This window comes from Cytophagia bacterium CHB2 (genome assembly GCA_030263535.1).
Classification (GTDB): Bacteria; Zhuqueibacterota; Zhuqueibacteria; order Zhuqueibacterales; family Zhuqueibacteraceae; genus Coneutiohabitans.
Genome location: SZPB01000323.1, coordinates 1 through 13,386 on the forward strand (window position 1 = coordinate 1; position 13,386 = coordinate 13,386).

Here is a 13,386-nt window from a genome sequence, read left to right on the forward strand (position 1 = left end):
ATCTCGCGTTTTTTGTACAAGCGCGACAGAAATATTTTGAACGATTGAAAGCGTCACATGGACTATAAATCGGCCGGCGTCGATCTTGTCGCAAGCGAGCAATCAAAGCAAACGATTGCAGAGCTGGCGCGCCGCACGCACACGAAGAACGTGTTGCACGGCGTTGGCCTGTTCGGCGGTTTTTTTCAATTTCCGCAGCAAAATTATCGCGAGCCGGTGCTGGTGGCGAGCACCGATGGCGTCGGCACGAAAATCAAGCTGGCATGCCAGCTCGGAAAGTATCGTGATGTCGGTGTTGATATCGTCAATCATTGCATCAACGACATCATGGTGGGCGGCGCTGATCCGCTGTTCTTTCTCGATTATCTCGCCTTCGGCAGGCTCGAACCCGCGATTGTCGAAGAGCTGATTGCCGGCATCTCCGAAGCTTGCCGCGCGGCCAATTGTGCCTTGCTCGGCGGCGAAACCGCGGAGATGCCGGATGTTTATCATGCCGGAGATTTCGACATTGCCGGAACCATCGTCGGCGTTGTCGAGAAAGCGAAAATCATTAATGGCAGCGCGATTGCGGCGGGTGATGTTTTGCTCGGCGTTGCTTCTTCGGGTTTGCACACCAATGGGTATTCACTCGCGCGCAAGATCGTCGCAGCCAATCGCGAGATTGCCGCAGAGGTTTATCGCGACGAGTTGGGCGAAACCGTTGGTCAAGCGTTGCTGCGGCCGCATCGGAGCTATCAAAAAATCATCGCCGCGTTGCGGGATCTCGAAGGCGTGCATGGGTTCTCACACATCACCGGCGGCGGCATCGTCGGCAACACCAAACGACTGCTCCCTGTGGGCCTCAAATTGGAGATTGATTGGAACGCGTGGGAATGGCCGCCGATATTCACATTGCTGCAAGACTATGGTAATGTTGCTACAGAAGAGATGCGAAATGTATTCAATCTCGGTATCGGGTTGGTAATCATTGCAGAAAGACACGCGCTCAATACCATAAAAGGCATGCTGGACGAATTGCAAGAAATGAATTGGCAAATTGGGGAAATGGCGCATGAATGAAATCCGCGTGCTTGAGGATAACCAATGAAAACGACATTCACCACAACGCCCGATCCCCAGTTGCTTGAGGATTTGGTGCGCCGCATCGTTGAAGTTGCGCATCCGCAGCGCATCATTCTTTTTGGCTCGGCAGCGCGGGAAGAAATGGGACCGAATAGCGATCTGGATGTCTTGGTCATTGTGCCGGACGGTACCTCCAAAAAGGAAAGCACACAAAAGATATATATGAATATGTTAGGATTCGGTTTTGCCAAGGATATTATTGTAGCGACGATGGGCGATATCGTCAAGCATGCTTCGAATCCATATTTGGTTTACAAGCAAGCCTTGAAAGAAGGGAAAGTTCTGTATAATGTCGCCTGAAAGTAATAATTTGATCCCCGGCTCTCCGAAAGAGTGGCTGGTCCGAGCTAAAAGTAATTTGGCTTTGGCTCGCGCGGAAAAACCTAAGGAGGTTTTCTGGGAAGACATGTGCTACAATGCACAGCAAGCTGCTGAAAAAGCGCTGAAAGCGGTATTGCAGCATTTCCAAATTACTTTTCGATTCATTCATGACTTGGAGGAATTGATAGATACTCTCGAGAAGAGCGGGATTACTTTCCCAAGCGACTTGAAACAAGCTGCCGTGCTTACACAATATGCGATTGAAACACGATATCCAGGGCATTTTGAAGAGATCACTGAAGCCGATTACCGGCAGGCTCTTGAGATTGCAAATCGCTTAGTGGAATGGGCTGAGGACGTGATTTCAGCACATAATCGAAACCAGGAACTAAAATAACTTCCGAGAGCGAATGTGGCACGAGTCAGCGTCATCGGCGCGGGCAGTTGGGGTACAGCGCTCGCGAAGCGGCTTTGCGAAAACGGGCATGCGGTGCGGCTCTGGTGCCGCCATTCCGAATTGGCGCGGCAGATCAACACGGCAAACACGAATTCGGCCTATCTGCCGAATGTAACATTGCCGGCGAGTCTGCGGGCATTTTCTGAGGTGGAGGAGGCAATTGACGGCGCGGAATTCGTTTTGATCGCAACGCCTTCGCACGCGCTGCGCACGGTTGTGCCGAGTTTGCCGAAATTGCCCTCGGGCGTAATCTTCATCAGTGCGGTAAAAGGCCTTGAGCCGCAAACCGATTTGCGCATGAGCCAGGTCATTGCCGAAAATTTGCCGGGCAACAATGCGATCGTTGCTTTTTCCGGTCCGAGCCTGGCGGATGAAGTCGCACGTGATATCCCAACTGCGATTGTGGCGGCATGCGAAAACCTCGAGGCGGCGCGGCAAGTGCAAACATTGTTGATGGGCCCGTTCTTTCGCGTGTACACGCATGCGGATATTATCGGCGTTGAGCTGGGCGGCGCACTCAAAAACATCATCGCGCTCGCTGCCGGCATCGGCGATGGCGCAGGATTCGGTGACAACACCAAAGCCGCGCTGATCACCCGCGGATTAGTGGAGATGACGCGCGTCGGCACGTATCTCGGCGCGGATCCGATTACTTTTGCGGGGCTTTCGGGCATGGGCGATCTCGTGGTCACCTGCATGAGCAAGAAGAGCCGCAATCGTTCCGTCGGCGAGGCCATTGGCCGCGGGCAAAAATTGCAGGATATTCTTGCATCGATGAACATGGTCGCCGAGGGCGTGCGCACGACGCAGGCAACACACGCCTTCGCGCAAAAACACAAAATCGAATTGCCGATCACACGCGCCGTTTTCGAGGTTTTGTTTGAAGACAAAAATCCCGCGCAAGCCGTGAGTGATTTGATGACGCGCGAGGCAAAGATGGAGAAGTTTGGATAGGTTAAAACAATTTCACCGGAACGACGTTGAGAGCGAGGTATTGACATGAAATATACGATTGTTTTACGCCAGTCAGAGGAAGGGTATCGCGTTTCTTGCCCGGCATTGCCCGGTTGTTGGTCGCAAGGGGCGACTGAAGAGGAAGCGATCAATAACATTCGAGATGCAATTCAGGAATATCTCGCTGCCATCACCGATTCCGTAAAATAATTTGCTCGTGGAGACGAAAATGGAGTTTATTCATCACCGGAGTAACGCATGATTCCCGCTCACATCAATCGCGATAAAATTTACATTGCAAATATCGGCGAACATGCCGGCAAGGAAGTGAAGCTTCACGGCTGGCTGTATAATTCACGGCACAAAGGCAAGCTGTGGTTTTTGCTGCTGCGTGACGGCACCGGTGTCATTCAATGTGTCGTTTCGCTGCAAGATGTTGGCGAAGAAATCTTCAGCCGCTGCGAAAAGCTGTCGCAAGAATCATCATTCGTCGTCACCGGCACGGTGCGCGAAGACAAGCGCGCGCCCGGCGGCTATGAACTGCTGACCAAAAATATCGAAATCGTGCATATCGCGCAGGATTATCCCATCACGCCGAAAGAGCACGGCGATACGTTTTTGATGGATCATCGCCATCTCTGGTTGCGTTCTTCGCGGCAACATGCGATTTTGCGCGTGCGGCACACCATCATCAAAGCCATTCGCGATTTTTTTGACGGCCAGGGTTTTACCCTGCTCGACGCGCCCATTTTCACGCCTGCCGCTTGCGAAGGCACGACGACGCTGTTCGAAACCGACTATTTCGGCGAGAAAGCCTATCTCACGCAAAGCGGCCAGCTTTACATGGAGCCCGGTTGCATGGCGTTCGGCAAGGTGTATTGCTTCGGCCCGACCTTTCGCGCGGAGAAATCCAAAACGCGGCGGCATCTCACGGAGTTTTGGATGGTCGAGCCGGAAGTGGCTTACATGGATCTCGAAGGCGATATGCAGCTTGCCGAGCATTTCGTCGAGTTCATCGTGCAACGCGTGCTGGAAACGCGGCGCGAAGAATTGAAGGTGCTGGAACGCGACACCAGCAAGCTTGAAAACGTTGTGCGCCCGTTTCCGCGCTTGAGTTATGATGAAGCTGCAAAAATGTTGACGACTCCCGAAGCGATTGCCTACGCCAAAGAACGTGAAGCCCCGCCGTTTCAACCAGGCAGCGATCTGGGCGGCGCCGATGAGTCTTTTTTGACGGAGAAATTCGACAAGCCGATCATGGTGCATCGCTATCCGGCAGCCGTCAAAGCTTTTTATATGAAGAACGACCCGGAACAACCCGACAAAGCATTGGCTGTTGATGTGCTTGCCCCGGAGGGTTACGGCGAAATCATCGGCGGCGGCCAGCGCGAAGATGATCTTGACACCCTCGAAGCTAAAATCAAAGCGCATGACTTGCCGCTCGAGGCGTTTCGCTGGTATCTCGATGTGCGGCGTTACGGCTCAGTGCCGCATGCCGGCTTCGGGCTGGGCGTCGAGCGCACCGTGTCGTGGATTTGCGGCTTGCATCACGTGCGCGAGACCATCCCGTTTGCGCGGTTGATGCACCGGCTGTATCCGTGAATGCCAGGATTCACGGCCCCTTGGCCAAAAGCAAAATTTGGCAGATGTGGTTGTGAATTTGTAAAGGTGACTGGTATGGAAAATAATGTAGAAAAGATGAAACGGTGAGCTTGGCATTCAAGCAAACAGGATCATTATGAAAAAATGCGTCCATCTGTACATACGCGGCATGGTGCAAGGGGTAGGCTTTCGTTATTACGTCAATAAATGCGCCCGGCGGCATTATCTCAAAGGCTGGGTAAAGAATCTCGCTGACGGCCAGGTGGAAGTCATGGCTGAAGGTGACGAACTTGAGCTGCAGGAATTTGTGAGCGACATGAAAAAAGGCTCGCGTTTTTCCACGGTTGAAGAAGTTCAGGTGGAATGGCTGCCCGCAACCAATCAATTCAAACATTTTGATATTGTCGATTGAACGAATCTCAACGGGAGTGAGCATGAACGCTTTGGAACGTTACATCCGCACGGTGCAAGATTTTCCCAAGCCGGGCATCGGGTTTAAAGATATCACCACCTTGCTGAAAGAGCCTGAACCATTCAAAATGGTTATCGATGAGTTTGTTGCTCGCTTCGGGAAACAAGGCGTTCAAAAGGTTGTGGGCATCGAAGCGCGCGGGTTTATCTTTGGCGCGCCGCTGGCGCTTCATCTCAACGCCGGCTTTGTGCCGGCGCGCAAACCCAAGAAATTGCCGGCGCAAACGTTGCGCGCGGAATATCAACTTGAATATGGCACAGACGCGCTTGAACTGCATGTCGATGCCATTAATAAAGGAGAGAAGGTCGTTGTCATCGATGATTTGCTTGCCACGGGCGGCACGGCAGCGGCTGCGGCGCAATTGGTTGAGCAGCTCGGCGGACAAATTGCAGGCCTCGGTTTTTTGATCGAGCTGGATTTTCTCAACGGCCGGCGCAAGCTCGAAAAGTATGCTGTACACTCTTTGATACATGTGGCCTCGGAGTAGCGTGGTTCTGCGCCAAGCTGCCATATCGCGGGAAAATGCCTTGCATCCGCAAGGGAAAGTTGCTAAATTTGCCGTTGCTTTTGCAGAATGCCGCCCCTATAGCTCAGTAATGGATAGAGCAGAGGTTTCCTAAACCTTGTGTCGCAGGTTCGAATCCTGCTAGGGGCACTCTGATTTAGTCTGGCATGAAGAACGGCGTCATTCATTAATCCTGAAGCAAACCAACCTCTCAAGGATCAAAAAGCGATGTTAAAACCTCAAAAGAAATTGAACAAACGGGAATTAAAGCAAGACAAGCTTGTGATCGCGTGGTTCAAGGCCACCGATTATCTCACTCATCACGTCAGTGAAATTCTGATCGGGCTGGGCGCGCTTGCCGCTCTGATAGCGATTATTGTTTGGTATAACTACGACACCCAGCAGAGGGAACAAGAGGCTTCAGTATTGCTGGCGCACGGCAAAAGCGCTTACGAGTCTCAACTCTACAGCGCCGCGATAGATTCGCTCGTAAAACTCGTGAACAACTACGGTGGAACGCCGAGCGCGGCGACCGGCACGATTTATCTCGCGAATGCATTCATGCAAAAGAAGGAATTCGAGTTTGCCGAGAAATATTTCAAGGCTTATCTGGATGATTACGGCAGCGACCCCATTTTGAGCGCCGCGGCGGCAGCCGGCATTGCCGCCACGTTTGATGAACGCGGCAATTATGCCGAGGCCGCGAAGCTTTACGAAAAGACGGCGAAAGATTATCATAACAGTTATCGCGTTCCCGAGTTGTTGATGCATGCGGCGCGTTGTTACCAGCTTGCCAACCAGGCGGAGGCCGCTCACCGGGTATTGGCGCAGTTGCTGGAAAAACACCCGAAATCGAAGTTTGAGGAAGACGCGAAAATGCTGCAGGCTGAGTTGCGCTCCTGAGCTGAGTCAAAGCCCTGCCCAGAAAAAGCGCTTGCTATTGGGACAAGTGATCACTATATTTGATGCGATTTCGAAGTGGGTTCAAAAGACCCACTTTTTTGTTGTTGGGGGTAGTTGAATCGAATTCAGGGCATCGTTCATGGAGCATTTGCGTGAGCGCTTGCTGCCGATCATTACACCGATTGTGACACAGCAGTTCGGCGTTGATCTGATCGAGGTTGAGCTGAAGGGCAGCAAGGCGAATATGGTCGTCCGCATCATCGTGGATGCTGACGGCGGCGTCAAACTTGAAACGTGCGCGGCTGTGAACCGCGCAATTGGCGATGCGCTAGACACCACAGATGTCATGCCCGGCCGGTATCGCTTGGAAGTCTCATCGCCTGGCATTGACCGCCCGTTGCGAACGCCGCGGGATTTTCAACGAAATCTGGGGCGGGCCGTCCACCTGCGGTATCACGATAAAGATGAAACCAAAGAAACAGAAGGTGTGATCGAGCGAGTGAGCGACGCGGGCGTGTCGCTGGAAACAACCCCGGGTACACTCACGATTCCCTTCCCGGCAATCGACTATGGCAAAGTGATCATTAAGTGGTAATCAATTAGGATGGTAGCACCATGAAAAGCGAAATTGCGGAAGCCTTCTCGCAATTGATCAAAGAGAAGAATATCGACAAGGAACAGTTGACGGAGATCGTGCATTCCACCGTGATGGGAATGATTAAGAAGAAATACGGCACGACCGACAATTTCGACGTCTACGTCAGCTTGGATAAAGGCGAGATCGAGGTTCATCAAACCAAAGTCATCGTCGAAAACGTTACCGACGAGGTGCGCGAAATCGATGTCGAGACGGCGCGCATGACCGAGCCGGATCTTGAGCCGGGCGATGAATTTCTCGTCATCATCGATCCTGTAACCTTTGGCAGGCGTTTGATCACCTCGGCCAAGAGAAGCGGGCGATTTCGGACGAGTTTGAAACGCGCCTCGGCGAGATTGTGATGGGCGATATTCGCCAGATCAGCCGCGGCGATGTTTTTGTAAATGTCGATCGTACAGAAGTCATCCTTCCTAAAAAAGAGCAGATTGAAAACGAACGCTATCGCCGCGGCGATAATATCCGCGCTCTGGTGAAGGAGGTGCGGCGCACCAGCCGCGGCCCCGAAATCATCGTCTCACGCAGCGATCCCAAATTTTTAGTGCGATTATTCGAGCTGGAAGTGCCGGAAATTTACGACGGCATCATTGAAATCAAAGCGGTGGCGCGCCAGCCTGGCGAACGCTCGAAAATTGCAGTGTCGTCAAACGACAAGCGCATCGATGCTGTGGGCGCCTGTGTGGGCATGAAAGGTATTCGCATTCAATCCGTCAGCAAAGAGTTGAATAACGAAAAAGTCGACGTTATTCCGTGGAGTTATGACAAAGAAGTGTTTATTACACGCGCGTTAAGCCCGGCCAAGCCGGTGCGCGTGCTGGTGGATGAGCCGAACAATCGCGCGGTGGCCGTGTTGCCGGATGATCAAGTGTCTCTCGGCATTGGCCGCGGCGGACAAAATCGCCGCCTGACCAGCAAGTTAACCGGCGTCGAAATCGAGATCATGAAGGAATCCGAATATCGCAAGATGATCGAAGAGCAGCGCGGCAAGGAGACGCCGATCGATAATATTGATGGCTTGAGCCAGGCGATGTTGGGCAAATTGAAAGATGCCGGACTCGAAACGGTGAGTGATGTTTTGGGAATCGGCGAGCAGGGTTTGAGAAATATCAAAGGCATCGGCGAGAAAACCGCGCTTAAAATCTGGACCTTGGTCAACGGCGGCGAAGTCGAGGCCGCTGAAGGTGCGGCTGACGCGGGGGAGGACGAAGCCGCTGAAGACAGTGAAGCCTCGGATAATGAAATCCATGGCGCAGACGAAGAAATCGCAGAAGAGGAATCCACCTCGGACGAGGAAGAATCCGAAACAGCGGAGGTTGCGGCAGAGGAGTCTGAAGACAACGAATCACGCAACGAGCCGGCTTCCGCCAACGCGTAACACAAAAGCAACACTGACGATAGTTTTATTGTTTTTATATCATGCGGTGCATCAGCAGAATCACAACAGCATTTCACAAATTAGCTTCTAATTCATAGGGTATGGTAGTGACGACAAAACGTAGAGTGCATCAAGTCGCGAAGGAGTTCAATATCTCCAACGAGGCCCTCATCGGTTTTTTGACGGAGTTGGATTTTTCCGTACAAAGCCCGATGACTGCCTTGACCGATGAGATGTATGAACAGGTTCTGCGGAAATACAAAAAGGAACCTGTCAAGAAAGATGCCGACTACGAATTCCGCAAGCAAATTCGCGACAAAAAGCTTGAGGAGGAGAAAGAGCGCGCCAAGGCGCGGCATGATTTGGAAGAACGCATGCGCGTCGCCACCAAGTTGATGGAAAAGCGCACCCCGCGGGAATCCGCGAAAGAAAAAGAAGCGGCGACGGCCGAAACCACCGCGCGTAAACCGGTGCGGCGAAGAACAGCGGCCAAGCCGGTTGACGGCAAGCCCGTGGACGTTGGACCGGCTTCTGCTCCAGTCGAAGCACGCCTTGAACCCAAGCATGTGCCGACGTTGCAGGAAACGATCGTCTCGTTGATTCCTGAGGAAGATCTCCATCCGACCGCCCCGCACACGCACGCGGAACCGCCGGTGTCGAAGGTGACTGTCGTCACAACGCCTGCACCGACCGCGAAAGACGAAAAAGCTTCGGAAGAAACCAGCGAAGCGGCCAAGAAACGCAAGAAGCGCAGACGCCGGAAAAAGAAAGACAAGGCAGCGCCGCTCGAGGGGGAAGGCGTTGTGGCGGACGTGAAAGATCGCGCGCGAGAGAAGGCGCGTCATCCGCTCCAAACGCGTGAAGATGAAAATCGCGGCCAGGTACGCAAGGGCAAGAAAAAGAAAAAGCGCAAAATCAGCGATCAAGAGATCGAAGAGTCGATTCGCCAGACGCTTGCGGCGATGGAGGGCGGCGGTAAGCCCAAAGCCCGGCGCCGTCGCATCCACACCGAAGATGGCGAGCTTGTGGCAGAAGATGAAAACAAGCTTAGCGTGCCGGAGTTTATCTCGGCTTCCGATCTTGCCAAGTTAATGGAAGTCGATCCCAGTGAAGTCATTCGCAAGTGCATCGCACTCGGCATTATCGTGTCGATCAATCAGCGCTTGGACGCGGACACCATCGTCACGGTCGCCGATGAGTTCGGCTTCGATGCCGAGATTGTACAAGAATATGGCACCGAAACGCTGGAAGAGAAAGTCGAAGGTGATGATCCGCAGGATTTGGTAAGCCGGCCCCCGGTGGTGACCATCATGGGTCACGTCGATCATGGTAAAACCTCGTTGCTGGATTATATTCGTGAGAGCAATATCGTCTCGCGCGAATCCGGTGGCATCACGCAGCATATCGGCGCGTATGAAGTTGAATTCAACGGGCGCTTGATCTCGTTTCTGGACACGCCCGGCCACGAGGCGTTTACCGCCATGCGAGCGCGCGGCGCGAAAGCGACGGATGTCGTCGTGCTGGTGGTGGCCGCGGATGACGGCGTGCAACAGCAAACGCTCGAGGCCATTAGTCACGCGCGCGCGGCGGGCGTGCCAATTGTCATCGCCATCAATAAAATTGACAAACCGAACGCGAATCCGGATACCATCAAACAGCAACTTTCACAGCACGGCATTTTGGTGGAAAGTTGGGGCGGTAAATATCAATCAGCCGAGCTTTCTGCCAAAACCGGCGTGGGCGTCGATCATTTGTTGGAATTGGTTTTGTTGGAAGCCGATATTCTTGACCTCAAAGCTAATCCCAAACGCCACGCCCGCGGCGTTGTGATTGAGGCCGAATTGGACAAGGGCAAAGGCCCGGTGGCTACGGTCTTAGTGCAAACCGGAACGCTGCGCGTCGGCGATCCTTACATTGCCGGCCATTTTCACGGAAAGGTGCGCGCGATGTATGACGAACAAGGTCGCCGCTTGCACGAAGCGCCACCTTCGAAACCGGTGCGCGTCGTTGGCTTTTCCGGTGTGCCAAGCGCAGGCGATACATTGGTCGTGATGAATTCCGAACTCGAGGCGCGGGAAATCAGTCTCAAGCGCCAGCAACTCAAGCGGGCGCAAGAATTCCGCAAGACGCAACATATCACGCTCGACCAGCTTTCGAAGAAAATCAAAGAAGGCGAAGTGAAGGAATTGCGCGCGATCGTCAAGGCCGATTTTGACGGCTCGGTTGAAGCATTGAGCGATTCCTTGCTCAAGCTCTCCACCAATGAAGTGGCGGTCAACGTCATTCACAAAGGCGTGGGCGGCATTTCGGAAACGGATGTGTTGCTGGCGGCGGCCTCGGATGCCGTGATCTTCGGTTTTCATGTGCGCGCAACGCAACAAGCGCGCGAGATTGCCGAACGCGAGAGCGTCGATATTCGCAGCTACAAAATCATCTACGACGCCGTTAATGACGTCAAGGCCGCGCTCGAAGGCATGCTGGAGCCGGAAATTTCCGAAGAGATTACCAGCTCGATTGCCGTGCGCGAAACCTTCAAAGTGCCGAAAGCCGGAACCGTCGCCGGTTGTTACGTGCAAACCGGCAAGGTGCATCGCAGCGATAACGTCAAGCTTTATCGCAACGACAAGCTGATTTTCGAAGGCAAGATTGCTTCGTTGAAACGCTTCAAAGACGACGTTCGTGAAGTTGCCGCCGGTTTTGAATGCGGCATCAAATTGGAAGGTTATGATGACATTCATGTCGGCGATGTTTTGGAAAGCTTCCAGATCGTAAAAACAAAACGTACGCTGGCGGCAGCCGCTTGATTGAGTCCTGACGAAATATGGCGTCAAAAATGTTTGTGGGCGTTTGTCAAATTGAAATCATGCTGCCGGACAGCGATTCTCTCAAAGCCAAGCGGTTTGTGCTCAGCAGCATCAAAACCAAGATTCAGAACAAATTCAACGTCTCGGTTGCGGAAGTCGGCAACAACGACTTATGGCAGCGCGGGCTGCTCGGCCTGGCCTTGGTGACCAACGAGCAAAAGTTCGTTGACCAAACGTTCAATAAAATACTCGAATTGCTGTATCAGGAAGATCGTCTGGAAGTGCTCGGCCATACGATTGAAGTGTATTGAAGCGCCGGGCGCTGTTTCACATCCGATAGAAAGATTATGGCACACAAACGCGCAACTCGAGTCGCTTCGTTGCTGCGTGAAATCCTCAGTGAGATTATTTCCACCCAGTTGAAGGACCCGGCCGTGGGGCGGATCACGATCTCCCGGGTCGCCCTTTCCGATGATTTACGAAACGCACGCGTGTATTTCAGTATGCTGGGAACCGACGCCGAACGGCAGAAGACGCTCGAAGGATTGTCACGCGCCGCCGGATTTTTGCGCACCGAAGCCGGCCGCCGCATGGATTTACGCCGCGCGCCAGATTTACAGTTCGTGTACGACGACACGCTGGATTATGCCGATCGTATCGAGCAATTGCTGAAGCAGGCCTTTCCAACAAATCCGCCGGAAGCGACGTAGTTGTGGAACGTTCTCGAAGGTAGCTGGGATTGTCGTGATGACTGCGTTGCCGTCAAATGCCACTGTGCCCGTCATTTCAAAAGCCGAGCTTGCCGCCGGCATGATTTGGAATATCAACAAGCCTGCCGGCTGGACTTCGTTTGATGTGGTGAATAAACTGCGCTACGCTACGCGCATTAAAAAAGTCGGGCACGCCGGCACCCTGGATCCCTTTGCCACCGGTGTTTTGTTGATTTGTTTTGCCAGCGCCACCAAACAAGTCGAGCAATTGATGACGCTTGACAAGGAATATGAGGGCGTACTCGAACTCGGCGCGGAAACGGATACTCATGACGTTGCGGGTAAGATTGTCGCAACCAGGCCGGTGCCGGAGTTTTCGCGGCAACAGCTTGAAGAGGTGATAGCGCGTTACCGTGGAGCCCTCATGCAGCAGCCGCCGGCGTTTTCCGCTTTGAAACAAGGCGGTCAGCGGCTGTATAAGCTGGCGCGCGCCGGCAAAAGCCTGGTGCTTGAACCGCGGCCGGTGACTGTTCATTTTCTTGATATCATTGCCGTGCAGCTTCCAGAAGTGACAATCCGGCTGGCCTGCTCGCGCGGCACTTACGTGCGCAGTCTCGCGCGCGATATTGGAAACGATCTCGGTTGCGGCGCATTTCTCAAAACCCTGCAGCGCACGCGCATCGGACCGTATACGCTTGCTCAAAGCTTGACAGTTGAGGACTTCATCAAACGATTGACGGATTGAATATGCCAACAGTGGAATGCTTTGGCATCGAGCAGGTGAAGCGGGAGGCCGGCAGCGTGGTGACTGTGGGATCGTTCGACGGCCTGCACCGCGGACATCGACTCATTCTGGCGGCCTTGCAAGAAGAAGCGCGGGCAAGAGCTGGCAGCACAACCGTGGTTACGTTTGAGCCGCATCCGCAGCTTGTGCTAAAAAAAAGCGGCCAGCCGCCGCTGCAAATTTTAACCAGCGCCGAAGAAAAAGTCGCGTTGCTGCGTGAGATTGGCATTGATCGCGTGGTGGTGATTCCGTTCACGCTGGAATTTTCACAGACACCGTCCGCGACATTCGTACGCGATATTCTCTATCATAAAATTGGAATGCAGGCGATCGTCATTGGCCACGATCACGGCTTCGGCAAGAACCGTGAAGGCGACGTCGCCACGTTGACGGCTCTCGGGCGGGAACTAGGATTTGCCGTGCGGGAATTGCCGCCGTATCAAACCGGCGATACGGTTGTCAGCAGCACACAGATTCGCCAGGCGCTGCTGCGCGGCGAAATGGCACAGGCAAACGACTGGCTGGCAAGCAGCTATCAACTCGCTTGCAAAGTCGTGGCGGGCGAGGGCCGCGGCAAACACATCGGCTTTCCGACTGCGAATTTGCAGCCGCTGAACCCCGACAAGCTGATTCCGGCAAACGGTGTTTATGCCGTCATCGCAGAATTGTCCGGAGAAAAATTCGGCGGCATGATGAATATCGGTGTACGCCCGACGTTTGCA

General features: G+C 53.5%; 17 protein-coding genes and 1 tRNA gene. All 18 read left to right on the top strand.

Annotated features, from left to right (window positions below):
- The first annotated feature begins 57 nt into the window (after positions 1-57).
- Positions 58-1,059 carry a phosphoribosylformylglycinamidine cyclo-ligase gene (locus FBQ85_23410; GenBank protein MDL1878091.1) on the top strand — a complete coding sequence of 334 codons (1,002 nt, stop codon included), beginning with the start codon at positions 58-60 and terminating at the stop codon, positions 1,057-1,059.
- 24 nt (positions 1,060-1,083) lie between these two features.
- Positions 1,084-1,422: a nucleotidyltransferase domain-containing protein gene (locus FBQ85_23415; protein ID MDL1878092.1), complete on the top strand. Its 339-nt coding sequence runs from the start codon at positions 1,084-1,086 to the stop codon at positions 1,420-1,422.
- The gene (locus tag FBQ85_23420) at positions 1,412-1,840 is read left to right on the top strand and encodes a HEPN domain-containing protein (protein ID MDL1878093.1); all 429 of its coding nucleotides are present in this window, start codon (positions 1,412-1,414) and stop codon (positions 1,838-1,840) included. The genes FBQ85_23415 and FBQ85_23420 overlap by 11 nt, the downstream gene beginning before the upstream one ends.
- 15 nt (positions 1,841-1,855) lie before the next feature.
- Complete coding sequence (locus tag FBQ85_23425; GenBank protein MDL1878094.1) at positions 1,856-2,854, top strand: NAD(P)H-dependent glycerol-3-phosphate dehydrogenase; 999 nt, start codon at positions 1,856-1,858, stop codon at positions 2,852-2,854.
- Between the two features lie 45 nt (positions 2,855-2,899).
- Complete coding sequence (locus FBQ85_23430) at positions 2,900-3,064, top strand: type II toxin-antitoxin system HicB family antitoxin (protein ID MDL1878095.1); 165 nt, start codon at positions 2,900-2,902, stop codon at positions 3,062-3,064.
- Positions 3,065-3,112: 48 nt separating this feature from the next.
- Positions 3,113-4,456: an asparagine--tRNA ligase gene (asnS, locus tag FBQ85_23435; GenBank protein MDL1878096.1), complete on the top strand. Its 1,344-nt coding sequence runs from the start codon at positions 3,113-3,115 to the stop codon at positions 4,454-4,456.
- A gap of 136 nt (positions 4,457-4,592) precedes the next feature.
- Positions 4,593-4,868: an acylphosphatase gene (locus FBQ85_23440; GenBank protein MDL1878097.1), complete on the top strand. Its 276-nt coding sequence runs from the start codon at positions 4,593-4,595 to the stop codon at positions 4,866-4,868.
- A gap of 22 nt (positions 4,869-4,890) precedes the next feature.
- Positions 4,891-5,415, top strand: coding sequence for an adenine phosphoribosyltransferase (locus FBQ85_23445; GenBank protein MDL1878098.1), 525 nt, complete (start codon positions 4,891-4,893; stop codon positions 5,413-5,415).
- A 92-nt stretch (positions 5,416-5,507) separates the two neighbouring features.
- Positions 5,508-5,583: transfer RNA gene (locus tag FBQ85_23450), tRNA-Arg, on the top strand.
- A gap of 78 nt (positions 5,584-5,661) precedes the next feature.
- A complete protein-coding gene (locus tag FBQ85_23455) occupies positions 5,662-6,336 on the top strand; it encodes a tetratricopeptide repeat protein (protein MDL1878099.1) in 675 nt (224 codons plus the stop codon).
- 139 nt (positions 6,337-6,475) lie between these two features.
- Positions 6,476-6,931 carry a ribosome maturation factor RimP gene (locus FBQ85_23460; protein ID MDL1878100.1) on the top strand — a complete coding sequence of 152 codons (456 nt, stop codon included), beginning with the start codon at positions 6,476-6,478 and terminating at the stop codon, positions 6,929-6,931.
- Positions 6,932-6,951: 20 nt separating this feature from the next.
- On the top strand, positions 6,952-7,335 hold the full coding sequence (locus tag FBQ85_23465) for a hypothetical protein (GenBank protein MDL1878101.1): 384 nt from the start codon (positions 6,952-6,954) through the stop codon (positions 7,333-7,335).
- Complete coding sequence (nusA, locus tag FBQ85_23470) at positions 7,335-8,366, top strand: transcription termination factor NusA (GenBank protein ID MDL1878102.1); 1,032 nt, start codon at positions 7,335-7,337, stop codon at positions 8,364-8,366. Before FBQ85_23465 ends, nusA begins: the two co-directional genes overlap by 1 nt.
- A 101-nt stretch (positions 8,367-8,467) precedes the next feature.
- Entirely contained in the window at positions 8,468-11,170 is a 2,703-nt protein-coding gene (infB, locus tag FBQ85_23475) for a translation initiation factor IF-2 (GenBank protein ID MDL1878103.1), read from the top strand.
- Between the two features lie 29 nt (positions 11,171-11,199).
- Positions 11,200-11,481: a DUF503 domain-containing protein gene (locus FBQ85_23480; GenBank protein ID MDL1878104.1), complete on the top strand. Its 282-nt coding sequence runs from the start codon at positions 11,200-11,202 to the stop codon at positions 11,479-11,481.
- Between the two features lie 36 nt (positions 11,482-11,517).
- Entirely contained in the window at positions 11,518-11,880 is a 363-nt protein-coding gene (gene rbfA / locus FBQ85_23485; GenBank protein MDL1878105.1) for a 30S ribosome-binding factor RbfA, read from the top strand.
- A gap of 37 nt (positions 11,881-11,917) precedes the next feature.
- Positions 11,918-12,625, top strand: a complete 708-nt coding sequence (gene truB, locus FBQ85_23490) for a tRNA pseudouridine(55) synthase TruB (protein ID MDL1878106.1) — start codon at positions 11,918-11,920, stop codon at positions 12,623-12,625.
- Between the two features lie 2 nt (positions 12,626-12,627).
- Positions 12,628-13,386, top strand: a 759-nt coding sequence (locus tag FBQ85_23495; GenBank protein MDL1878107.1) for a bifunctional riboflavin kinase/FMN adenylyltransferase, incomplete at its 3' end; no start/stop codon positions are given.